21 protein-coding genes are annotated in these 22,131 nt (G+C 69.4%); 11 read left to right on the top strand and 10 right to left on the bottom strand.

What is annotated here, in order from left to right; genetic code table 11:
- Nucleotides 1-180: 180 nt before the first annotated feature.
- The 3 genes from A9310_RS02020 to A9310_RS02030 all read right to left on the bottom strand — a co-directional run bounded on the left by A9310_RS02020 (nt 181) and on the right by A9310_RS02030 (nt 2,808).
- A complete protein-coding gene (locus tag A9310_RS02020) occupies nt 181-1,680 on the bottom strand; it encodes an aldehyde dehydrogenase (RefSeq protein WP_065629166.1) in 1,500 nt (499 codons plus the stop codon).
- 129 nt (nt 1,681-1,809) lie between these two features.
- Complete coding sequence (locus A9310_RS02025) at nt 1,810-2,445, bottom strand: LON peptidase substrate-binding domain-containing protein (RefSeq protein ID WP_065629167.1); 636 nt, start codon at nt 2,443-2,445, stop codon at nt 1,810-1,812.
- A 54-nt stretch (nt 2,446-2,499) separates the two neighbouring features.
- Nucleotides 2,500-2,808, bottom strand: coding sequence for an antibiotic biosynthesis monooxygenase (locus tag A9310_RS02030; RefSeq protein ID WP_035717146.1), 309 nt, complete (start codon nt 2,806-2,808; stop codon nt 2,500-2,502).
- A 111-nt stretch (nt 2,809-2,919) separates the two neighbouring features.
- Between A9310_RS02030 and A9310_RS02035 the strand changes: the two genes are divergently transcribed.
- Nucleotides 2,920-3,750 (top strand): alpha/beta fold hydrolase, encoded by an 831-nt coding sequence (locus A9310_RS02035; RefSeq protein ID WP_065629300.1) that lies wholly within the window; start codon nt 2,920-2,922, stop codon nt 3,748-3,750.
- Between the two features lie 69 nt (nt 3,751-3,819).
- Here A9310_RS02035 and A9310_RS02040 read toward each other — a convergent pair whose 3' ends face one another.
- Both A9310_RS02040 and A9310_RS02045 read right to left on the bottom strand, forming a co-directional pair.
- Nucleotides 3,820-4,782 (bottom strand): hypothetical protein, encoded by a 963-nt coding sequence (locus tag A9310_RS02040; RefSeq protein ID WP_065629168.1) that lies wholly within the window; start codon nt 4,780-4,782, stop codon nt 3,820-3,822.
- Nucleotides 4,783-4,944: 162 nt separating this feature from the next.
- The gene (locus A9310_RS02045; RefSeq protein WP_065629169.1) at nt 4,945-5,841 is read right to left on the bottom strand and encodes an A/G-specific adenine glycosylase; all 897 of its coding nucleotides are present in this window, start codon (nt 5,839-5,841) and stop codon (nt 4,945-4,947) included.
- Between A9310_RS02045 and A9310_RS02050 the strand changes: the two genes are divergently transcribed.
- The 3 genes from A9310_RS02050 to A9310_RS02060 all read left to right on the top strand — a co-directional run bounded on the left by A9310_RS02050 (nt 5,840) and on the right by A9310_RS02060 (nt 8,664).
- Nucleotides 5,840-6,493 (top strand): carbonic anhydrase, encoded by a 654-nt coding sequence (locus A9310_RS02050; RefSeq protein WP_065629170.1) that lies wholly within the window; start codon nt 5,840-5,842, stop codon nt 6,491-6,493. The two genes, A9310_RS02045 and A9310_RS02050, sit on opposite strands and share 2 nt — an antisense overlap.
- A 133-nt stretch (nt 6,494-6,626) precedes the next feature.
- Nucleotides 6,627-7,397 (top strand): hypothetical protein, encoded by a 771-nt coding sequence (locus A9310_RS02055; RefSeq protein ID WP_065629301.1) that lies wholly within the window; start codon nt 6,627-6,629, stop codon nt 7,395-7,397.
- Nucleotides 7,398-7,662: 265 nt separating this feature from the next.
- Nucleotides 7,663-8,664: an alpha/beta hydrolase family protein gene (locus A9310_RS02060; protein ID WP_254661150.1), complete on the top strand. Its 1,002-nt coding sequence runs from the start codon at nt 7,663-7,665 to the stop codon at nt 8,662-8,664.
- Between the two features lie 53 nt (nt 8,665-8,717).
- On the opposite strand, the gene disA is transcribed toward A9310_RS02060, so the two are convergent.
- The gene (gene disA / locus A9310_RS02065; protein WP_055475230.1) at nt 8,718-9,803 is read right to left on the bottom strand and encodes a DNA integrity scanning diadenylate cyclase DisA; all 1,086 of its coding nucleotides are present in this window, start codon (nt 9,801-9,803) and stop codon (nt 8,718-8,720) included.
- 127 nt (nt 9,804-9,930) lie between these two features.
- Here disA and A9310_RS02070 point away from each other — a divergent pair, with 127 nt between their 5' ends.
- Nucleotides 9,931-10,458, top strand: coding sequence for a PaaI family thioesterase (locus A9310_RS02070; RefSeq protein WP_171011614.1), 528 nt, complete (start codon nt 9,931-9,933; stop codon nt 10,456-10,458).
- Nucleotides 10,459-10,480: 22 nt separating this feature from the next.
- On the opposite strand, the gene radA is transcribed toward A9310_RS02070, so the two are convergent.
- Together radA and A9310_RS02080 are read right to left on the bottom strand one after the other, a co-directional pair.
- Nucleotides 10,481-11,860 (bottom strand): DNA repair protein RadA, encoded by a 1,380-nt coding sequence (gene radA / locus A9310_RS02075; protein WP_055475228.1) that lies wholly within the window; start codon nt 11,858-11,860, stop codon nt 10,481-10,483.
- Between the two features lie 86 nt (nt 11,861-11,946).
- Nucleotides 11,947-12,630: a hypothetical protein gene (locus A9310_RS02080; RefSeq protein WP_065629172.1), complete on the bottom strand. Its 684-nt coding sequence runs from the start codon at nt 12,628-12,630 to the stop codon at nt 11,947-11,949.
- Nucleotides 12,631-13,076: 446 nt separating this feature from the next.
- On the opposite strand from A9310_RS02080, the gene A9310_RS02085 reads away from it, so the two are divergent.
- From A9310_RS02085 to ispF, 3 genes are read left to right on the top strand one after another with little or no spacing between them, the layout of a single operon-like run.
- The gene (locus tag A9310_RS02085; RefSeq protein WP_065629173.1) at nt 13,077-13,565 is read left to right on the top strand and encodes a CarD family transcriptional regulator; all 489 of its coding nucleotides are present in this window, start codon (nt 13,077-13,079) and stop codon (nt 13,563-13,565) included.
- A 30-nt stretch (nt 13,566-13,595) separates the two neighbouring features.
- Nucleotides 13,596-14,288: a 2-C-methyl-D-erythritol 4-phosphate cytidylyltransferase gene (gene ispD, locus A9310_RS02090; protein WP_065629174.1), complete on the top strand. Its 693-nt coding sequence runs from the start codon at nt 13,596-13,598 to the stop codon at nt 14,286-14,288.
- The gene (gene ispF / locus A9310_RS02095) at nt 14,285-14,752 is read left to right on the top strand and encodes a 2-C-methyl-D-erythritol 2,4-cyclodiphosphate synthase (RefSeq protein WP_055475225.1); all 468 of its coding nucleotides are present in this window, start codon (nt 14,285-14,287) and stop codon (nt 14,750-14,752) included. Before ispD ends, ispF begins: the two co-directional genes overlap by 4 nt.
- On the opposite strand, the gene A9310_RS02100 is transcribed toward ispF, so the two are convergent.
- Both A9310_RS02100 and A9310_RS02105 read right to left on the bottom strand, forming a co-directional pair.
- The gene (locus tag A9310_RS02100; protein ID WP_065629175.1) at nt 14,749-15,981 is read right to left on the bottom strand and encodes a nucleotide disphospho-sugar-binding domain-containing protein; all 1,233 of its coding nucleotides are present in this window, start codon (nt 15,979-15,981) and stop codon (nt 14,749-14,751) included. The two genes, ispF and A9310_RS02100, sit on opposite strands and share 4 nt — an antisense overlap.
- A complete protein-coding gene (locus tag A9310_RS02105; RefSeq protein WP_065629176.1) occupies nt 15,978-17,330 on the bottom strand; it encodes a hypothetical protein in 1,353 nt (450 codons plus the stop codon). The genes A9310_RS02100 and A9310_RS02105 overlap by 4 nt, the downstream gene beginning before the upstream one ends.
- A gap of 497 nt (nt 17,331-17,827) precedes the next feature.
- Between A9310_RS02105 and A9310_RS02110 the strand changes: the two genes are divergently transcribed.
- Genes A9310_RS02110 through A9310_RS02120 form a run of 3 tightly spaced genes read left to right on the top strand, consistent with a single transcriptional unit; the run spans nt 17,828 to nt 22,130 of the window.
- Complete coding sequence (locus A9310_RS02110) at nt 17,828-19,336, top strand: condensation domain-containing protein (protein WP_065629302.1); 1,509 nt, start codon at nt 17,828-17,830, stop codon at nt 19,334-19,336.
- Complete coding sequence (locus A9310_RS02115; RefSeq protein ID WP_065629177.1) at nt 19,336-20,787, top strand: acyltransferase; 1,452 nt, start codon at nt 19,336-19,338, stop codon at nt 20,785-20,787. The genes A9310_RS02110 and A9310_RS02115 overlap by 1 nt, the downstream gene beginning before the upstream one ends.
- On the top strand, nt 20,784-22,130 hold the full coding sequence (locus A9310_RS02120) for a condensation protein (protein WP_065629178.1): 1,347 nt from the start codon (nt 20,784-20,786) through the stop codon (nt 22,128-22,130). Before A9310_RS02115 ends, A9310_RS02120 begins: the two co-directional genes overlap by 4 nt.
- The last annotated feature ends 1 nt before the right edge of the window (nt 22,131 follow it).

A 22,131-nucleotide genomic window follows, 5' to 3' on the forward strand; every position in this document is an offset into this window, starting at 1 on the left:
GAGCCACGAAGGGCTCCGCAGCGTGCCTCACCAGGCCCTTCGTGGCTCGTCGCTATCGCTCCTCGCACCTCAGGGAGCAATAGTCAGCGGCTCTCTGCCTGTGGGCGGGCACGAAACAAGAACCGGGGCCGGACGTACGCGTCGTCCGGCCCCGGTTCCCCCCTGTGAGAGGCGGGAGGTCTAACCCGTGGACACCTCGTAGCCCATCGGCAGCATCGTCGACTTGTGCTCGAGGAAGGACTCGAGACCTTCTCGGCCGTTCTCACGGCCGATGCCCGAGTTCTTGTAACCGCCGAACGGTGACTCGGGATCGATGGCGTACCAGTTGATCCCGAAGGTTCCGGTGCGGATCTTGGTGGAGATCTCGATACCGCGCTCGACGTCGTTCGTCCACACCGTGCCGGCGAGTCCGTAGCTCGAGTCGTTGGCGATGGCGATGGCCTCGTCGACGTCGTCGTAGGCGATCACCGACAGCACCGGCCCGAAGATCTCCTCCTGCGCGATGGCCATGTCGTTGGTGACGCCGGTGAAGATCGTGGGGGTGAGGAAGTAGCCGGAGTCGAGTCCGGCGGGCCGCTCGCTCTCGAGAACCGCGGTGGCGCCGGCCTTCTTGCCGAGTTCGACATACTCCTCGACCTTGTTCCGCTGGTTCTCGGTGATCAGCGGTCCGAGCTGGGCCTCCGGATCGGACGGCAGCCCGACCTTCATCGCCTTCGCGGCCTCGACCATCGCGGCCACGATCTCGTCCTGTCGGCTGCGCGGCACCAGGATTCGCGTCTGCGCGACGCATGCCTGGCCCGTGTTGAACAGGCCGAGGAACGTCAGCATGAAGGCGTTCGCGGCGAGGTCGACGTCGTCGAGGACGATGGCGGCCGACTTGCCGCCCAGCTCGAGCGAACACCGCTTGAGGGTCTGGGCGCAGGCCGCGCCGATCGCCTTGCCGGCCGCGGTCGAACCGGTGAAGGTGATCTTGTCGACGTCGGGATGCGCGACGAGCGCCTGCCCGGTCTCGGTGCCACCGGTGACCACCGAGATCGCCTCGGCGGGAACGCCCGCCTCGATGAACAGCTGCGCGACGTAGTTGCCGGTCATGGGGGTCTCGGGTGCGGGTTTGAGCACCACCGAGCAGCCTGCGGCCAGCGCGGCACCCATCTTGTTGCAGGTGATGAACAGCGGGACGTTCCAGGCACAGATCGCGCCGACGACGCCCACCGGTTCGCGGGTGATCCTGGTGGTGCCGAACAGGCCGGTGCGGTATTCCTCCCACTGATAGTCACGGGCCGCGTTGGCGTAGGCGCGCAGGACACCGGTGCCGGGGAGCTGTTGGAGGGTGCTGACCGCGCTCGGCGGCGCGCCCATCTCGGCGGATACGAGCGCGGTGATCTCGTCGCCCCGCTCGTCGATCAGATCAGCGACCTTCGCGATGATGTCGGCGCGCTGTGCGGGCGGCGTCGAACTCCAGACCCCGGAGTCGAAGGCCGCGCGCGCCGCGCGGACCGCGGCGTCGACGTCGGTGGCATCGGCGAGCGGTACCGAACCGACGCGCTCACCGGTGGCGGGGGAGTGGACCTCGAGGGTCTCGGTGGAATGGGGATCGGCCCATCGGCCGCCGATGAGCAACTGGGGTTGATCGCCCCCGCCGATGAGGGTGGCGGGTTGGGACTCCACGGTCTCGGTCATTACGCGTGTGCTCCTCAGAGGACGGGGCCCTGCCCGGGCGAGGGCGGCCGACAGCCGCCGATGGACAGGTGTGAACTACGGCACACGCAATACTAGAACACGTTCTAACTCTGATGCCAGGGGTGGTCGTCAGGAACTGCCGAAGGCCACCCGGGCCTCCATCCCCTGCAGCACGTCGTGGAGGATCTCGATCTGGTCGGACGGGTCCTCGGCCTCGAGGAGTCGTTGCTGGTCATGCGGTTGTCCCGCCGTCTGCGCCGCCCACCGGTGGATGGGCGAGAGGTCTGCGGCCCGGGGATCGGAGTCGATGAGCGCGAAGGCGGCGATGATCGGCTCGGGGTCCTCGCCGGCGGCGCGGAACTTTCGCCGGATCAGCTCGCGGTGTCGTTCGGCGAGGTCGCGCAGACGGGCCAGATCGGAGCGGCTCGGGGTCCGTTCGGGCAACACCGTGATGCGGGCGCGGGGATATGGATCGTCGGGCAGCCACTCCTCGACCCGGAACCGGCGACGGCCGATTGCGGTCAGCGCCGCGCGGCCGCCCGGCAGCCGGCCGGTGATCTCGGCGTGTGCCAAGGTGCCGACCCGGCAGCGTGATTCGCCGCCGCCGACCTCGGAACCGCGCTCGATGAGTACCACGCCGAATCTGACCGTGGGCGGGTCGGTCGAGGTGTCGGCATGGTCGTCCAGCATCTGCCGATAGCGTGGCTCGAAGATGCGCAACGGCAGTTCCGCGCTCGGCACCAGGGCGGTGCCGAGCGGGAACATGGGCGCGACGAGCGTTTCGCCCGCCGCCGGTTCAGAGGTCAGGGCGTGCTCGTCTCAGGACTTGGGTCGCGCGTCGAGCACGACCTCGAACTCGAGCAGATCCGCACCCGAGGCGACCGGCTTCGCGCGCTCACCGGAGTGCGCCTCGCGGGCCGGTCCCGCCGACCAGGCCTGGAAGTCCTCTTCGGACTCCCACTCGGTGACGACGAAGTAGCGGTCGTCGCCCTTGACCGGACGCAGCAGCTGGAATCCGAGGAACCCCTTGGACCCGTCGACCGAGTGGGCGCGATTGGCGAACCGCTTCTCCAGTTCGGGGCCCGCGCCCTCGGGGACGGAGATGGCATTGATCTTCACAACAGACATGCGTCCACCATAGGCGCTGCGCGGGGCCGGTCGTCTGGGGAACGACGACACGGCGGTCGGGCCCCGTGCCGGTCGTCGGTGGCACTGCGGTTCTGCGACTACAGTTCTGGCATGTTCGACGGTGAGGTTCCGCAGGAGACCGGACTTCGCGACCACGGTGGTCCCGAAGTCGCGGACGACGCGAACGGATCGTCGGCCACAGTCGAGCGCGCGGCGCCGCCCATCGTGTTGCTGCACGGCCTGATGGGCCGCGGACGGACATGGCGCCGCCAGGTCCCGTGGCTGCGCCGGTACGGCCGGGTGTTCACCTACGACGCCGCGTTCCACACCGGCGCCGACGCCGAAGAACCCTGCGACGGCGGCGAACTCGCGACGGAGCGGTTCGTCGCCGACCTCGCCGAGGTCCTCACCTGGATCGACCGCGGGCCTGCGGTCCTCATCGGGCATTCGATGGGAGCCCTGCACGCCTGGTGCGCGGCGGCGGAGTACCCCGAACTCGTCGCGGCACTGGTCGTCGAGGACATGGCCCCCGACTTCCGCGGCCGGACCACCACGAGCTGGACCCCGTGGTTCGAGTCCTGGCCGGACCGATTCGCCTCCGAGGCCGAAGCCGTCGAGATGTTCGGGCCGGTGGCCGGCCGCTACTTCTTCGAGGCCTTCGACGACGGCCGGTTACACGGCCGGATTCCGTTGTGGACCGCGATCGCCGAGGAATGGGGCCGACGCGACTTCTGGACGCAATGGCGTTCGGTCGACGTGCCGGCGCTGCTGATCGAGGCCGAGCACGGGGTCACCCCGCCGGGGCAGATGCGGACGATGTGCGCGGTCAACGACCACGCCCGATACCTCCGCGTGCCGGGTGCCGGACATCTGATCCACGACGACGCGCCGCATGTCTATCGCGGTGCGGTGGAGGCATTTCTGTCCGGCCTCGACCGCTGAGGCTGCTGCGCAACGTAATTCGGGGCGTACACGACGAATCGTGTACGCCCCGAGAAGGAACGGGTGGCGTCAGGCCGGGTCGGCCGGCGCGATGGGCGCGCCGTTGAGCCGGCGCCAGCAGTGCACTAGGAACAACTGGGCCACCGGAGCCGCGACGATGAGTCCCACGTAGCAGAGGAGCACACCGACGAGGTTGATGGCGTAGGTGACCAGCAGGGTCAGGATCGAGTCGCCGACCTTCGACTTGGTCAACTCGAAGGACGCCTTCATCGCGTTGATCGGCGACAGACTCTTGTCGATGGTCGCGACCACCGAGAACATCAGGAAGAACATCGCGATGATGCCCGGGATGATGCACAGCGCGTAGCCGATACCCGTGATGAGGCCGACGAGGATCGCGGTTCCGATGACCGGCCCGAAGCGGATCGGGGTCAGGAACGACTTCGCCGTCACCGGTTCGCCGTTGGCCACCCGGACCGCGCCCGAGATGATGCTCGCCTGGATGTAGAGGAGGCCCAGGATGAAAACGAGGTACACCAGGCCGAGGAGGATGCCGCCGCCGAGGCCGAGCGACGTCTCCTCGTAGTAGAAGCCATTGCCGTAGTCGACGGTCTCGGTGGTGCCGAAGATCGACACCGCGGAGAACCCCACCGCGATGAGTGCTGCGCCCAACAGGAACACCGCGAGGCCCGGCAGGATCATCGCGCCGACGTTGTTCTTGAACTTGCCGAAGGCCCACGAGAACGCGGTGCCCACGTCGATCTTGCCCGAATCTCCCGGCGCGCCGTAGGGATCCGGGGCTCCGGGATAGGCCCCGGCGTCACCGTACTGCGGCCCGCCCGGAGGCGGCGGAGGCGGGGCCTGGCCGTACTGCGGCTGCGGCGGCGGCTGCTGGCCGTACGGCGGTTGCTGAGGAGGCTGCTGCCCGTACTGCGGCGGCTGCTGCCCGTATTGGGGCGGCTGCTGCCCGGGGAAGCCGCCCGGTTGCTGCGGGTCCGGCGGCGGGACAGGGGGATACGGCGGCTGACTCATGGATCGGGACATTAGCAACGATCCGGGCGTGGTGGGAGACTATCTCCGAACGATCAAACGACTGGTCAATGAACCCGGCACGGATTATGAGGTCTGTCATCGCCGGCTCGAGCGGAGTTCCGGTACAGCCGTCTCGGTGCCGTTCGGCGGAGTCCCGGCGGACTATGCCTCGCCGGCGAGGCAGTAGCGTCCGCTCGCGGTGATCTCCACGAGTCCGTCGACGAGCAGCGAATCCAGGGCCCGGTCACGCTGGGCGGTGTCGGAGGTCCACACGACGTCGAGTGCGGCGCGGTCGACGGCGCCGCTCGTGTTGCGCAGGACATCGAGGAGCAGCCCGCGCACCTGACGATCGGTGCCGGCGAACTTCTGCACCCGGCGCGGCGGTCCGGCGTGCGCCGGCCGGCCGCGGCCGACCCAGGTGCAACCGTCGACGAGAGGGCACTTGTCGCACTTGGGGTTTCGAGCCGTGCAGACGAGCGCGCCGAGTTCCATCAGCGCCGCCGAGAAGCGTGGTGCCGACGCGGCGTAGGTGCCGTCGACGGACCGGGGGAGCAGCGCCTGCGCGTCGGCGAGATCCCGCCGCGACGGATTCGCCGGTTGTTCGCGCCCGTGAACCGCGCGGACGATGACCCGCCGGACGTTGGTGTCGACCACCGGCACGGCCTGTCCATAGGCGAAGCAGGCGACCGCCCGTGCGGTGTAGTCCCCGATACCGGGCAGTCCCAGCATGGTCTCGACATCCTCGGGAACCCGATCGCCGTGGTCGGCGGCCAGCACCTTGGCGCACTCGTGAAGGCGGAGCGCGCGTCGGGGGTAGCCGAGCTTGCCCCACGCCCGCAGGACCTCCCCGGCCGGTTCGACCGCCATCGCCGAGGGGACCGGCCACCGCCGGACCCACTCCCGCCAGGGTTCGACCACCCGGGACACCGGCGTCTGCTGCAACATGATCTCGCTGATGAGGATCTGCCAGCCGCTACACGACGGGTCACGCCACGGAAGATCCCGTTCATGCATATCGAACCAACCGAGCAGATGGCCCGATGGCACACTATTGGGCATGACCGCAACGACACCACGGCAGGCCTGGCGCATCCTGCGCGACGGCAACAACCGATTTGTGACAGGTGAATCTCGGCATCCCAGCCAGGGTATCGAGGACCGGGCGCGACTCGCCGGGGGCCAGCATCCGCACGTCGCGCTCTTCGGTTGCGCCGACTCGCGGCTGGCGGCCGAGATCATCTTCGACCAGGGTCTCGGCGACATGTTCGTCGTCCGCACGGCCGGTCAGGTCATCGACTCGGCGGTCCTCGGTTCGCTCGAGTACGCCGTCGAGGTGTTGCAGGTGCCGCTCATCGTGATCCTCGGACACGACAGCTGCGGGGCGGTGAAGGCCACCCTCGACGCGCTCGACGACAACCAGATCCCCGGCGGTTACATCCGCGACGTCGTGGAACGGGTCACCCCCAGCATCCTCGCCGGCCGTAGCGAGGGCCTGACACGAGTCGACGAGTTCGAGGCCCGCCATGTGGTGGAGACCGGGCAGCTGCTCATGCAGCGCAGCCGGATCATCGCCGACCGGATCAGTACCGGCCGCCTGGCGATCGTCGGCCTGACCTACCAGCTCAGCGAGGGTCAGGTGAACGTCCAGGGCGTGTACGGGGACATCGGTGAACGCCCGGCGCCCACCGCGGTGGCGGCCGAGTCTGCCTGACGTCGTATTCGTCTCCGCATGCGGTGGACCTGAAGGCGAACTCTAGACTTTGCCTGCTCGGGACCGCTTTCCCGCTGCGACACGCCGCACCTGATGAACCAGAAGTCAAGACCCGGCCGTTAGCGTTGTGGTCGTGATCGAACCCCAGGGCCCGCTGCCACCCGAGATCTACTGGCGACGCCGCGTCGTCGCCGCGGGTGGTGCGCTGGTCGTGGTCGGTCTGGTCGTCGCACTGATCGTGTGGATGACGTCGGGAAGCGGGGATCCGCAGAACACCGCAGCCTCCGCGAGCGTGCCGTCGAGCTCGTCGGCGTCGTCGACGGCATCCGCGCCAGCCGCGTCGGAACCGCAGGCGGGTGGCGCCTCGGGTGAACCGGATGCGGGGGGCGGCGCCGGCGGCGGGGCGGGTGCTCCGGCGGGGCCGCCCGCGGGGTCCGCGACCCCGGTCGAATCGGCAAGTCCAGCAGGCGTTCCCGGAGCGGCAGGCGGGCCGGCCCTGTGCCCGGATCAGGCGATCTCGGTGGTCCTCTACACCGACAAGCCCACCTACACGATCGGGCAGAACCCGGTGTTCACCATCGTGACCACCAACGCCGGACTGTCCGAGTGCACCCGCGACGTCGGGAAGGCCGTGCAGAACGTCATCGTCCGCACCCTGGACGGCACCCGGACGCTGTGGTCGGCGCGCGACTGCTCGCCGCTGAACACCGTCAACAACGTGGTGCTCAAGCCTGCGCAGCAGGTCAAGGACACGATCACCTGGTCGGGCACCACCAGCAGCCCCGGTTGCGAGCGCCCGCGGACCCAGGTGCCCGCCGGCTCCTACTCCGCCATCGGCAAGATCGGCGAACGCGAATCGTTCCCGATCACGTTCAACATGGTCGCCCCGGCCCAACAGCCCTGAGCGACGGTCACGTTCGCCGGGCCAGGCGACTAGTCGTAGCGCTCGATGCTGGTCTCGGCCAGGCGGGTACCGCGAACTATTCGTTCGCTAGGTAAAGTACCGACTCGTTGAGTATCAATGATGAGATCTCCTACCTCGGTCTCGTCTGGCGGGGAGGTCTCTCATCCGAGTCGGATTCAAGGCGTTCATGCGTCGCTGTGTGGTTGCCGCGGGCGTTGCGGTGACGTGCGCATCATCAACGCTGGTGTGGGGCAGCGGGCCCGCAGTGGCATCCGACCCGGAGATGCTCAGGGCTGACGCGGGTTGCGTCTGGAGAACGCCGGCCGAGCGCGCTCAGAACCTACAGACATGTACCTTCGACTCGACTGCGCTCGGGCGAGAGGCCACGGTCCAGATCCGAGCCGCAGACACACGAGAGCGCCAGGCAGGGCGCGGAATCTACTTCCTGGACGGATTGGGGTCGAATCCGGAGTTCAGTACGTGGACAGCGGAGCCTGAAACCGTCGCTGCCTACGATTCCGTCAACACTCTCGTCTTTCCGGCCGGTGGTGCAGGTGAGTGGATGACAGACTGGGAGAAAGCGCCCACCGGTCAGTCGATTCCGCCGCAATGGAGCTCGTTCATCGGGGTCGAACTGCCGAAGTATCTGCAGCGGAACTTCGATGTGCCGAGATCGGGCAACGGCATCGTCGGGGTATCGATGTCCGCGGGTCCGGCGATCGTCCTTGCGCTGGACCATCCAACGGTGTTCAAAGTGGCCCGTTCCTACTCCGGCTACTATCCGACTGACAACCCGCTCGGGTGGTTGGGAATACCTGCCATCCAGCGTGAGCGTGCCGACATCGAGAACGGACGCACCGCGATGTGGGGAGACCCTGAGGCGCCGGGTAACCGCTGGGCACAGAACGACGTCCTGTCCCGTATCGGCGAAGTCGCGCGAACTCGCCAGACCGTGATTGTTTCCTCCGGGAACGGAATTCCGACCAGCAATGAACTCCGCGAAGCCAACCAGGTCCTTCAGGAACGATTGGCTGCTGATCCCGGATCGGGTCCGAAGCTCGTGCAGCAGGCGGCAACCGCGCTAGCTCTGGGAGTTGCGCTGGAGTCTGGCGCTATGTTCTCGACGGTGGCCCTCCAGGCCGTATCGGCACGTCTCGGACTGCCGATCTCGTTCAACTATCGGAACGGCGGACACAACTGGTATGCGTGGTCGGCGGACGCGAACGATGACGCGCAGATGATCGAACGAGCACTGCTGTCCAACTAGCGGCCTCGCGGCCGTTGCCGTGATCGAGGTACCAGTCGCCCGAATACGCGCGATCAGTCGTAGCGCTCGATGCTGGTCTCGGCCAGGCGGGACAGTCCCTCACGGATGTGGCGGGCCCAGATGCTGCCGATACCCTCGACCGCCTGCAGATCGGCCGACGAGCTCGCGAGCAGCGCCTGTAGGGTCCCGAAGCTGCGCACGAGCCGGTCCACGTGGGCGAACTGCAGCCGCGAGATCCGGGCGAGCAGACGGTAACCGCGGGGACTCATCGCCGTGTCCTGGGCCTCGATCGTCGTCGGGTACCCGAAGGCCCCGGCGAGCAGGGTGAGGTCGAGAAGGTCTGCGTCGCTGAGGTTCTCGACGACCTCGAGCGCCTGGCGGACATCCTCGGCGGTCGCCGGTTCGGGGCTGGCGTAGTAGTCGCGGACGAGCAGTTCGCGCATGGTGTCGTTGTCGCTGATCAGCTCCTCGAGCTGCAGGCTGACCTGCCGGCCGTTCACACCGAGTTCGAGGACGTACTCCTCGATCTCGGCCGACACACGACGGACCATCTCCATGCGCTGGGCGGTCGACATCGCGTCGCGCAGCAGCACGTAGTCCTCGATCTCCGCGCGCGACAGCGCCGAGATCACCTCGTCGAGCCGGGCCTTGTACCGCTCGAGGGTGGCCAGCGCGACGTTGGCGCGGGACAGGATCGGGTCCGGGCTCTCGACGACCCGGCGGGCGCCGTCGACGTAGACGCTCACGATCGACATCGACGCGCTCACCGAGATCACCGGATGCCCGGTCTGGATGGCGGTCCGCTCCGCCGCGCGGTGACGGGTGCCCGACTCCTCGGTCGGGATGGAGGGATCGGGGACCAGCTGGACGTTGGCCCGCACGATGCGCTTGCCGTCGGTGGAGAGCACGACTGCGCCGTCCATCTTGGCGAGTTCGCGCAGTCGCGTCGGCGCGAACTCCACGTCGAGGTGGAAACCGCCGTCGCAGATCTTCTCGACGTCGGAGTCGTGCCCCAGCACGATGAGGGCGCCGGTGCCGCCGCGCAGGATGCGTTCGAGGCCGTCACGAAGCGGCGTGCCGGGCGCGACGCGCGCCACCGTGTCGCGCGTCAGCTCGGATCTGACCACCTCGGCAACCATGACTTCCCTCCAGTGACCCGTCCGTCCCCGCGGGGACGGCGCCCACCCGCGCAAGGCCGGATGCCAGCGACATCGGCCGTTCTGATGGTGACTAGGGTACCGGGGTGTGAAGAGCAGCAGTTTCGTGGTGCCCGACGACCTGGACGAGGTGGAACGCCACCCGAAGGCGGCCAAGCCGGGCGAACCCGTCCGCATGCACAACCCGACCTGCTATGGCTGTGGACCGGACTCCCCGCAGGGCCTGCATCTGGTGGTGCATGCGGGTGAGGGGTTCACCGTCGACGCGTCGATGGAGGTCGAGACCCGGATGGAGGGCGGCCCCGGCGTCATCCACGGCGGCATCCTGAGCACCGCGTTCGACGAGGTGATGGGCACGATCCCGCTCCTGATCGGGCCCTCCGGGGTGACGGTGCATCTCGAGGTTGATTACATCCGGCCCATCCCGGTGGGCTCGACGCTGCAGTTCACCGGCACCTTGCTGGGCCGACAGCGCCGCAAGATCTTCACCGAGGCGGTCGCCCACATCGGTAATCCGGACGAGCCGGTGGCCAGCGCACACGCGATCTTCGTGACGATCGATGTGCGGAAGCACTTCGCCGCCCATGTCGAGAAGAGCGCCCGGGCGGAGGAGTACAAACGCCGGATGTACCCCTAGGCGCAGCGGCCAGGGGGACGGGTCAGAAGGGCGCGTCCACCGGATCGGCGTCGCGGAGACCGACGGCGTCGCCGAGGTTCGCCACACGCAGGATCCGGATGCCCGTCGGCAGTTCCTCGTCGGTGGCCGCGGGGATGATCGCCTCCCGGAAGCCGAGTCGCTTCGCCTCTGCGAGTCGGCGCGCGACGGCCGAGACACGACGGACCTCACCGCCGAGCCCGACCTCGCCGACGACCACCGTCGACTGCGGGATCGGCTGGTTCTTCACCGTGGAGTACACGGCGAGCGCGATCGCGAGATCGGCGGCCGGCTCGGTCACGCGCATGCCGCCCACCGTGGAGAGATACACCTCGCTCTTCGCGATCTGTTTCAGACCCCCGCGTGCCTGCAGTACCGCGAGCACCATCGAGACGCGGTTCATGTCCAGGCCGGAGACCGCCCGGCGCGGAATGTTCATCTCGGTGCCGTTCGCCAGCGCCTGGACCTCGCCCACCAGTGCGCGTTTGCCGTCCATGGTCACCAGGGTCGCGCTGCCGCTCACATCCGAATCACGTTGATGCAGAAAGATTCCGGAGGGATCCGGGACCTGATGGATGCCGTCGTCGCGCTGTTCGAAACACCCCACCTCGTCGGCCGCCCCGAACCGGTTCTTGACACCGCGGACCATGCGTAGCGTCGAGTGCCGGTCACCCTCGAACGCGAGTACGACGTCGACGAGGTGCTCCAGCGACCGCGGCCCGGCGACCGCGCCCTCCTTGGTGACGTGGCCGACGAGGATGACCGCGACCCCGCGGTTCTTGGCGAGCGAGACCAGTGCGGTCGTGACCGCCCGGATCTGGGTCACGCCGCCGGTGACGCCGTCGGCCCCGGAGGCGACGAGGGTCTGGACCGAGTCGACGATCATGAGTGACGGCGCGACGGAGTCGACGTGGCCGAGGATCGTCGCGAGGTCGGTCTCGGCGGCCAGGTAGACGTTCGGGTGCACCGCGCCGGTGCGCTCGGCCCGCATGCGGACCTGCCCGGCAGATTCCTCGCCGGTGATGTAGAGCGCCGTGCGGTCCTGTGCCGCCCAGTGTTTGACGGCTTCGAGCAGCAGCGTCGACTTGCCGACGCCGGGCTCACCGGCCAGCAGGATGACCGAGCCCGGGACGACGCCGCGGCCCAGCACCCGGTCGAGCTCGCCGATGCCCGTGGGGATCGCGGCGGACGATTCGGCGTCGACCTCGGTGATGCGCAGAGCGGGGCTCGACGGTGCGACCGCCGCGGTCGAGCGCGCCGACGGTGCCGGCCCGGCCACCTCGCCGATCGTGCCCCATTCGCCGCACTCGGGGCAGCGGCCCACCCACTTGGGCACCTGATGGCCACACGCGGTGCAGCGGAAGGACGTCTTGGTTCTGGCCACCCGGTCAGCCTAGGGGGCGGGGCCGACAGAACGAGCGAGGCCCGGCGTGTGCCGGGCCTCGCTCGTGGAAGTGGTTCGACCGGTGGTCAGTGGCCGCCTTCGCCGTGACCCTCGCCGTCGGCGCCGTGTTCGCCGGTGCCGGCCCCGGAGCCCTCTTCGCCGTGGCCCTCGTCGCCGTGATGCTGGTTGTAGAACGTCGGCTCGGCGTTACGTGCCACGTCCTGGCGCTCGAGCTCGGCGCCGCCGTCGACCGGGGCGTCGACGGTGGTCTGGCCGGCATCGACCCAGCGGCCGTCGGCCTCGCGCTTCTCGAACACGAACGTCAGCTCGGTCGTCAGACCCGCCGCGACCGTGTCACCGGTGTTGTCGAGCTCGACGCTGAGGCGCTTCTCGAACTCGGGGTTGGCGCCGACCGGGGTGCCGCCGCGCAGCGCGCCGTTGGGCGGAATGACGCGGTCATCGGCCTCGGCGCCCTCGATGAAGGTGACCTGCCCCTCCTCGGGGTTGATCCCCTTGAGGCGGTAGTAGACCAGCGGATCGGAATTGGCGATGACGAACGCCAGCTCGAACGGTCCGCCGTCGCCGAAGACCGTCGATGCGTCGTTCTCGGGGTAGAGGATCTGCACGTCGCGGAGCTCGAGTTCGTCGTAGTTGACGTTCGCGCCGTTGATCGCGGGCAGCTGATTGGCGGTCTGCGAGATCTGACCCGCACCGCAGCCGGTGGTGCCGAGGGCGACGGCGATGCCGATCGCGGCAACCGCGGTCACCATGCGAGATGGCCGAACCGCCGACCGCCGCGCGGAAAGTGATAGCACTGACACCCGATCCTCCCAGGTCAAACGAAGCCGACATGCAGCGCGCGAAACCCTGCACTACGCAGCGTAGTGGGCGCGGTGCGGAAAAGTCCGGCCGGGTACCCGATTGGTCTGTCGCCGTCGCCGGCGCCACGGCCCCGCAGCGGTCGCCGGGTGGTCGAGCCCACGTCGTCCCAGGGGTCGGCGGGCGGTGCCGGGGAGCCCGGTCGACACCGTGGTGGGGCGTACCCCGCGCCAGGCCGACGGGGAGCTCCGGTGGGGTAGCCCACCCTCACCGCGCACCCCTCGCGACCTCGCAAGAGCCTGTCATGAAACCTGTTCACCGCGTTGACCTGCACCGTTGGGTGGGTGCCTCGGAACGCCCGTGCTAGACTGGCTTCACTCGAAAGGGGCAAGGAACATTGAATTTCAAAGTTGGCGACACCGTCGTTTACCCCCATCACGGTGCTGCCCGGGTCGAAGACATCGTGACCCGGACCATCAAGGGTGAGCAGATCGAATACCTTGTTCTCAAGGTTGCCGACGGTGACATGACCGTTCAGATTCCCTCGACGAAGCTCGAGTACGTGGGCGTTCGCGACGTCGTCGGGCAGGAAGGTCTCGATCAGGTCTTCCAGGTTCTGCGGGCCCCGCACACCGAGGAGCCGACCAACTGGGCGCGCCGGTTCAAGGCGAACCAGGAGAAGCTGATCTCGGGCGACATCATCAAGGTCGCCGAGATCGTCCGCGACCTCTGGCGTCGCGAACAGGATCGTGGGTTGTCGGCCGGTGAGAAGCGGATGCTGACCCGAGCCCGTCGCGTTCTGGTCGASGAGTTGTCACTCGCCCAGAACACCGACGACGAGAAGGCCACCAGCATGCTGGACGAGGTCCTCGCCGCCGCTTCCTGACCGCCGGTCGTACCWGGTTCAGGACTCTTCGTGACCCCTACGCCGGAGCTTTCCGGCGCAGAAGTCTGTGTCATCATCCCGGCCGCCGGGTCGGGAACCCGGCTCGGTGAGCCGGTGCCCAAGGCCTTCGTGGACGTGGGTGGACGGACGATCCTCGAGCGATGCGTCGACAACATCCCCGCCTCGCTGGGGGCGACCGTGGTCGTCGTGGTGCCCGCCGACCTCGTCGAGCGGGCATCGGCGTTGCTGACCGGCGTGCGCGTCGTCGCCGGTGGCGCTCACCGGTCGGATTCGGTGCGCGCCGGCATCGCCGCCGCCGGCCACGCCGGCATCCTGCTCGTGCACGACGCCGCGCGACCACTCACCCCCGCGCGGGTGTTCACCGACGTCGTCGCCGCGATCCGCGCCGGGCATCAGGCGGTCGTCCCCGCCGTTCCCGTCGTCGACACCCTCAAACAGGTCGAGCCCGGCCCGGCCGGTCTCGAGCGCGTGACGCGGACCGTCGACCGCGAGGAGTTGCGCGCCGTGCAGACCCCCCAGGGTTTCGCCCGTGACGCCCTCCTCCGCGCGCACGCCGATGACGCCGGTATCGCGACCGACGACGCCGGCCTCGTCGAGAGATGCGGAATCGATGTCCACCTCGTCCCCGGAGACCCGCTTGCCATGAAGATCACCACGCCCTGGGACCTGCGTATCGTGCGCGACATGGTCGGTGGTCGATGAGGGTCGGCATCGGTACCGATGCCCATCGCGTCGACGCGTCCGCCGAGTGCTGGATGGTCGGTCTGTATTTTCCCGACGAACCGGGGTGTGAAGGCCACTCCGACGGCGACGTCGGCGCCCACGCGCTGTGCGATGCGGTGCTGTCGGCGGCGGGTCTGGGTGACGTGGGTTCCGTGTTCGGCACCGGTCGCCCGGAGTGGGAGGGTGTCTCGGGAGTCCAGATGCTCTCGCACGTACGGACTCTCATCGAGGCCGACGGGCTCCGCGTGGTGAACGCGGCCGTACAGGTGGTGGGCAATCGGCCCAAGATCGGACCGCGCCGTGCGGAGGCGCAGCAGGTGCTGTCCGACGTGCTGGGCGGCCCGGTGTCGGTGTCGGCGACAACGACCGACGGCCTGGGCATGACCGGCCGCGGCGAGGGGATCGCCGCGGTGGCCACCGCGCTGCTGGACGCCGCGGGCTAATTCCCCGAGCTCAGCAGGATGTCGCAGGCCCGGCCGGTGGCCTCGGCCGGCGGGGTGAGACGCGCGGCGAGACCGGCCGCGCCCGCCGCCACCGCGGGATCGGTGAGGGGGGCCAGATCGTCCGGGCCGAACCGGGCGAGACGGTTGCCCGCTCCGGCGCCGGCTCTGCGCAGGGCGGCCGCCCACATCGGCTGATCGGCGCTCAACCACGCGACCACCGACGGGATCCCGGCGCGCGCCACGGCCGCCGTGGTGCCGGCGCCACCGTGGTGAACGGCACCGCCGCACTGCGGCAACAGGAGCTCGTGGTCGACGGGCCCATCGATGTGCAGCAGCCGGTCGTGGTGTGGCAGCGGGTGTTCGGTGTGCCCGATGACGCGCAGGCCGCGGGCGAGCAGAGTGGACACGATGGCGGTGATCTGCTCGCTGCTGATCTTCATGCTGCCGAAACCGACATAGACGGGTGGTTCGCCCCCGCCGATCCAGTCCAGCGCGGCGGCCGTCGCGTCGTTCCCGGTCGCCATCGCACTCCGGGACGCTTTGTCGGGCAACAGGAATCCGACCAGCGGACGCTGCGCGCCCCACTCCTCGTCGAGACCGGGGAAGAGCGCGGCGTCGTAGGCCTGGATCTCCGGCACGCCCCGCGCCCGGAGTCGGCTCCCGAGTGGGCCTTTCGCGGCCGGTAGGTCGAGTTCGTGGCGGAGTCGACGGTCCGCCCCGCGCACCGTCAGCCAATAGGTGCGGTCGGCGAGCAGCCACATCGCTCGCGAGACGGGCCGGGGGTAGCGGCGGTAGCGGACGTCGAGGCTCGCGTTGGGCCGCAGCGGACAGAAGTGCAACGGCACGAACGGGATTCCACGACTCTGTGCGATCGCCTCGCCGCGGTCCTGGGCGAGCGGACCGGTCACGAGCAGATCCGAGGAGTCGGCGAGCTCGCGCATCACGCGCTCGGAGGTCGCGCGCCCGTGTTCGGCGACCTCGCCGAGTGCACGCAGACGTACGCGCGGGTTCTTCGATTTGAGGCGTTCTTTCACCAGAGGGCTCGCGAGGAGCTCGGCGGTCGACGGTGCCAGCACCTCGGTCGGCAGACCCGTCGCGGCGGTCATGTCGACCAGATCCTCCGGTACGGCCAGACGTACCCCGTGTCCGCGCCGGGTGAGCTCGGCGCCGAGCGCGATCGCCGGCTGGATGTCACCCCGGCTGCCGTGGACCGCGAATGCGAACCTCATGCGCCCCAGGGCTTTCCCGAGATCCCCCAGGCGGCGAGCTCGTCGTCGACGAGGGACCGCAGGGACGCGGCGTCGGGGATGCGGACCGGGTCGAGGGAACTGACGCTGAACATCACGTGGCCGTCGTTGATCGCGAGCCAGCCGCTGACACCGCCTTTGCGGTCGCGCAACCGCACCGGGTCGCCGGTCGCGGTGATGGCCCGGATCGACAGTGCACCAGCGGTTCCGGTGCCGAGCGTCGCGAACTCGTCGGGGGCCTGGCCGACGTTCGACGCCAGGCACAGCGGTGTGGTCACCTTGGACGCCAGGCGCCGCGTGATCGACGGGCTCAGCGCCTGCAACACGACGGCTCGTTGCGCGACGGCGCCCGAGTTCGCGGCGAGTCTGCCGTAGGCGTCCTTGCATGCGGTGCGCACCGCGGTGAGGTCGTCGTAGCGCCCGGGGACGACCTCCACGAAAGCCGTTGCGCCCGAGCTGGCGTTGGCCCGCCGGTCGTCGAGCGTGCGGGAGGAGACCGGCAGCGAGACCGGGACGACGTCCCCTTCCGACACGCGGCCGCTGCGCTCGAGGATGCCGACCATCAGGGCGGCGAAGAGACTGTTGTCGGTGCCCCCGCGGGACTCCGCCGCCCCGGTGTAGTCCGCCTGCGGGATCAGGACCGTGACATTCGGCGCGGTCTCGGCGCTCGAGACGTCGGTGTCGGGTGTGGGCCGGCCGGTCACCCGCACGGGGGAGGGCGGCGGGGTGGACCGGCTCGCCCGCCAGATCCGCGCCGCGGTCGTGCCMGCGGTCCACAGCAGGTCCGCCGCATCGCGGACGTCGGAGACGAGGCCGGGTTCGGCGCCGGGCACGTAGTCGAGGCCGTGGATGGCCTCGATGACCGCGACCGCTCCGGTGCCGCCGTCGGCGATGACATGGGAGATGACCAGCGAGACCAGCACCGAGTCGTCGGCGGCCGCGCGGGCGACGACGAGCCGCCACGCCGGCCCGTTCTCGAAGTCGAGTGGGGCGTCCGCCTGTGCCCGCCCCCAGGCCTCCTCGTCGCCGGCCGGTACCGGTTCGGTCTGCACCGAGACCGCGCCCGCCTCCGGGGTGTAGCGCCAGTACGCGCGGCCGGGTCCACGGTGTCGGGTGACGAGCCTGCTCAGGCGCCCGTAACGCAACTTCTGGCCGAGTGCGGTGATGGTGTCGACGTCGACCGTGCCCGGGAACCGCCAGAGCGTCTGGTTCACGACGGGGAGGCCGAGGACGACGTCCATCCGGACGAACAGGTCGTCATCGGCGGTCAGGCGGTCGACGGACTCCGGTGCCGACGTGCGGTCGGGGCGGACCAGGGATGCAAAATTCATGCTTGCCTTGCCGTTGGTTGATCGGGTCAGGTGATTGCCGGTACGGACTCCGCACTCTTCACCGCAGGACGCGCACACTACCGGACGCCTCTCCGGGAGACACGAGAGGGAAACCGCGGTTCGGTAGGGGTTCTGACGATGAGATCTTTCACACCGAGTCAGGGACCAACGGGCGACTCCCGCGCGCCCAGCGGTCATTGCTACGGCAGAAAAGCGCTCCGGCGACCTCAAAACTAAGGGTCAGAGCCATACGAGCACGTTAGTCGGACCTACGGACGTTCGAGTTCAGGTTGTCGGCCGACGCTTGCCACCGCATAGCCTCGCATTCATTTTGCTCGCCAAACTATCAATCAAGGCGGATCCGGGTTACTGTCTTGACCGTTGATAAGGGCGTCCTAACCACGTTGGTGCGATCGGCTGTGGTGTCGGGGTCTGCGGTGGTGTCGTTGAGGACGTCCACCGAGGTGCTCGAACGCGTGTCGAACACGGAGGAAGTTGTGGAATACACCGAGCTGACCGACTATTCGATGCCCGGCGGCACCGTCACCGCCTGGGAGCCGCAGGTCGACGCCACCGAGTGGCAGACGGACTCCCGACAGCTGTCCTACATGCACCTCGAACACGCCCGCCGGGCGGTCCGCGAGGGGTCGGAGTGGTACAGCCAGTGGATCGGCACCGCCTTCCGGATCGAGCATCCGCTCGACCGGGAAGCTCTCTCCCGCACCATCATCGCGTGGTATCGCCGGCACGAGGCCTTTCGGACCTCGGTACGCGTCCACGAACCGGAGCATCCGCAGGGCGACCTGACCCGGATCACCATCTCGGCCGATTCGATCACCGTCCGCCAGCGCGACTTCGGGTCGGACCTGGCTGCCGATGAGGTCTCCGGCCTGGTCACCGACTACTTCAATCGCACGGTCACGCCGTTGAGCTGGCCGCACTGCATCGCCGTGACCGTGGAGCCGACCGGTGACGACACCGGATTCCTGCTCGTGTTCGCGGCCGACCACACCGTGATGGACGCCTACACCCAGGTGTTCGCCATCCGCGAGCTCACCGCGCTCTACGCCGCCGAGGTGACCGGTGAACCCCACGCGCTGAACCAGTTCGGCAGCTACCTCGACTTCAGCGACGCCGAGCGTCGACTCGGTGAGCAGATCGACGCGAACAACGTCGCGGTCAGTCAGTGGCGGGACTTCTTCGACGACACCCCGACCGCCGTGCAGCCCGAACCCGTCCCACGTTTCCCGCGGTTCGAGGTGCCGGCCGGTTCGCCGCGCACCATCGTGTCGGAACGCTTGCCGGACAACGGGTTCCAGGCGACCTTGTCGCACTGGCTGCTCGACGCCGCGGACACCAAGCGCTTCGACGCGGTGTGCAAGGGTGCCGGATCGTCGATGACGGCGGGGATCTACACCGCGCTGTCCATGACCTCGGCCGCGCTGTCGGGCAGTGCGGATCTGCGATTCATCGGCCCGGTGCACACCCGTAACGCCATCGAGTGGGGCGAAGCCGTCGGCTGGTTCGTCGGCATCATCCCCGTCGCGGTCCGGCCCGGCCGGCCGGCGAAGTTCACCGACGCGCTGACGGCCGTGGCGGCGACCTCCACGCAGTACAAGAGCGTGGGTGCGGCCCCGTTCGCGCCGGTGGCCGAACTCATCGGCGGCGACGTGACCCCGCCCGGCTTCGCGGTGTCCTACATCGACCTCCGTCATGCCGAGGGTGCGGCCGACTGGACACCTCGCCAGGCGCGGGTGCTGCGCAGCGCGACGCGCGACGCCGACGAGGTCTACTTCTGGATCAACCGGATTCCGACCGGGCTCAACGTGTCCGCGCGATTCCCCGCCGACGAGAACGCCGCCGCCGTCGAGGTCTTCCTCTCCACGTTCCGTGAGATCCTGACGACGATCGTCGCCGACGGTGACTGCGAGTACACCTACCGTGCGGTCGAATCCGTGCCGGCCGGAGCGCACACCGGAGGGTCGACGGCCGCACTCGGCAGCTGATGACCGGCGCCGTGCGGACCGTCTTCGCCACGCCCCGGTTCGGTGCGCCGGGCTCGGTGGTGGTCCCGCTGCGCGACCACCTGATCGGCGGTCGGACCGTCGAATGGGAACTGCGCGAAGCCGATCGAGTGGGCCGTGCCGCGCAGCAGTGGGGGAGCGGGGTCTCGTTCCTGCAGTCCGACCACCTGGCGACGATGGGCGACAAGCGGCGTCGCGGCGAGGTGCACACCGGATTCCTGCTCGCCGCCATGCGTTTCGACACCGYCCTCGACGAGGGCGCGATGGCCGCGGCGCTCACCGACTTCGTGCGTCGGCACGAAGAACTGCGCGCGCACTACCGCCCCGGACCGGACGGTCCCCAGCGGTGGGTGGCGCCGCCCGAGGAGTACGTGATCGAGGTCGCCGACTCCGAATCCGTCGTCGTGGACGGGGCCGATCTCGGCACCTGGGTCGGGCGTCGGGCATCGGAAAAGGCTCGCGCGGAACTGGTTCCGGGGTCCTGGTGGGCGGCGACCGTCGGCGACGGCGGTTTCACGTTCTTCGTGGCCACGGATCACGCACACGGCGACGGATATTCGTCGGTGCTCGCACTGACCGAGATCACCGCGCTCTACCGTGCACACTGCGCGGGGAGGACACCCACACCGCCGGCGCCGGGCGCGTTCGGCAAAGCCGTGCTCGCCGAACGGTCCGCGGCGGCCGCGCTCCCGCCCGACGACGAGCGGGTGGCGATGTGGCGAGAGGTGTTGCTGGCCAACGACGGTCGCGCACCGCGGTGCCCGCTCGACCTGGGCCTCACCGACGACGCCCCGGCCCCGGCGGTCGCGGTGGAGCAGTGGTTGCTCGATCCGGATGCGCTCGCGCGCTGCGACGCCCGACTGGACCGGACCGGCGGGGGATTCGCCGGTCTCCTGTACGCCGCCCTGGCGGTGCGTCACCGCGAGATCACCGGTGAGTCGCGGTTCTTCGTCTCCACGGTGCTCGCCACCCGCGACGCCGGGACCGCGTGGACCCAGGGCTGGCTGTGCAACTTCGCCCCGATCGCCGTGGAGCTCCCCGCCGAGCCGGTGCCCTTCGACGACGTGGTGCGCGCGGCCGGGCGCAGCGTGCGCGCCGCGCGCCGCGCGAGTTCGGCGCCCGCACACGGGGTCCTGGCGTTGCTGGCCGCCGAAGGCGTCTTCCGGGGCCTGGACGGCAGCCCGTACATGGTGTCCTATACCGATCTGGCGCGACTACCGATCGGCGACGACCCGGCTCTGACGACGATGCAGACCTCGAGTGGCGTCGGCCCCACGCGCAACGCCAACCTGTGGTTCACGCGGACCCCCGCGGGCCTCGTCGTCCGGTGTCATCTCCCCGACAACGAGGCGGCACGCACATCGGTCGCCGACCACCTCGCACGTGTCGGCGGCATCCTCGACGACTACGCGAGCGGGAGGCCGCAGCGGTGAAGCTCTCGAGTTCAGAGACCTGGGAGGTCGAGCCGGGGGAGCTGATCCGATGGCTCCCGATACCCGGCGGCTGCGCGGCGTCGTCGAGCGCGCCGGTGTCGGAGAACGAGCGATTCCACCTGGACTCGATCGCGCAGGGGCAGCCCGGCTGGATCGCGCTCACGCTCGACTTCCCCGAGCGGCTCGAGCTCGCGCGTCTGGGCGAGGTGGTGTCCACCGTCATCGCGCGGCACGACGTCCTGCGCAGCCACTACGTGGCGACCGACACCGGATACCAGCGAGTGCTGCACGGCGGCGTCGACGTCAAAGAGGACTCGCCCGAACCCGACGCCGGGCTCGGGCCCGCGGGATTCGCGGCCGACCTGTCCGGACGGATCACCGCCACGTGTAACCCGTTCGAGCCGGTGCCGCACTTCCTGGCCGCCGTCCGCAGACGGTCGAGCACGACCCTCGTCTGCGGGTTCGACCACTGCTACGTCGACGCGCGCTCGATGGCGCTGCTGTCCTCCGAGATCTGCGATCTGCTCGCCGGAGCGGCCCTCGCTCCCGCGGAGTCCGGGCTGGACGCGCTGCGTCGGGTCGCGGGCGACGAGGCGGCGGTGACCCCCGACGACCCGCGACTGGGCGAGTGGGGACGATTCCTGGCCGCGACCGACTGGCAGGTCCCGGAGTTCCCCGTCGACCTCGGTGTCCCGGCGGGCGAATCCGTGGAGATGCGCACGATCGTCGAGACCCTCCTGCCGGGCGATACGGCGCGGGCATTCAGTTCGGCGGTCCACCGACACGGCGGGCGGACGTACCCCGCGGTGCTCACCTGCGCGGCAATGGCCGTCAAGTCGCTCGGCGGGCCCGATGAGCTCGCCACCGTGGTGCCCACCGGCACCGGCGCGGGCCCCGGCTGTGTGGGCTGGTCGGTGGGCAACGCGCCCCTGCGGATCACCGGCGGCGACGATCTGTTCGGGGCGGCGGAGATCAACACGGTCCGGCTCGCCGCCGCCCTGCCGCTGGCCGAGATCGGGCTGACCCCGGTCTACCTCGCCTTCGGCAACCGGCTCCGTCAGCGCCGGTCGGACGTCTTCATGATGTCCTACGTCGACTACACGCGACTGCCGGGTCCGCATCGGGGGGTACGGGCCGAACAGGTCTCCAGTGCCAAACCGACCGACACCGCGCAATGGTGGTTCTGGCGCGATGCGGACGGGATCCACGTCCGCGTGCGGCATCCCGCCACCGAGCGGGCGGTCGCAGTCCTGTCCGCGACCATCGCGGAGATGAGGGCGACCGCCGCCGCCGTCGCCGCGGAGCCGGCCGGCCCGGTCGGCGTCCCCGGTGAGGGTGCGTGAG

The sequence above is a fragment of the Gordonia sp. UCD-TK1 genome (assembly GCF_001691435.1).
In the GTDB taxonomy this organism is placed as follows: Bacteria; Actinomycetota; Actinomycetes; order Mycobacteriales; family Mycobacteriaceae; genus Gordonia; species Gordonia hongkongensis.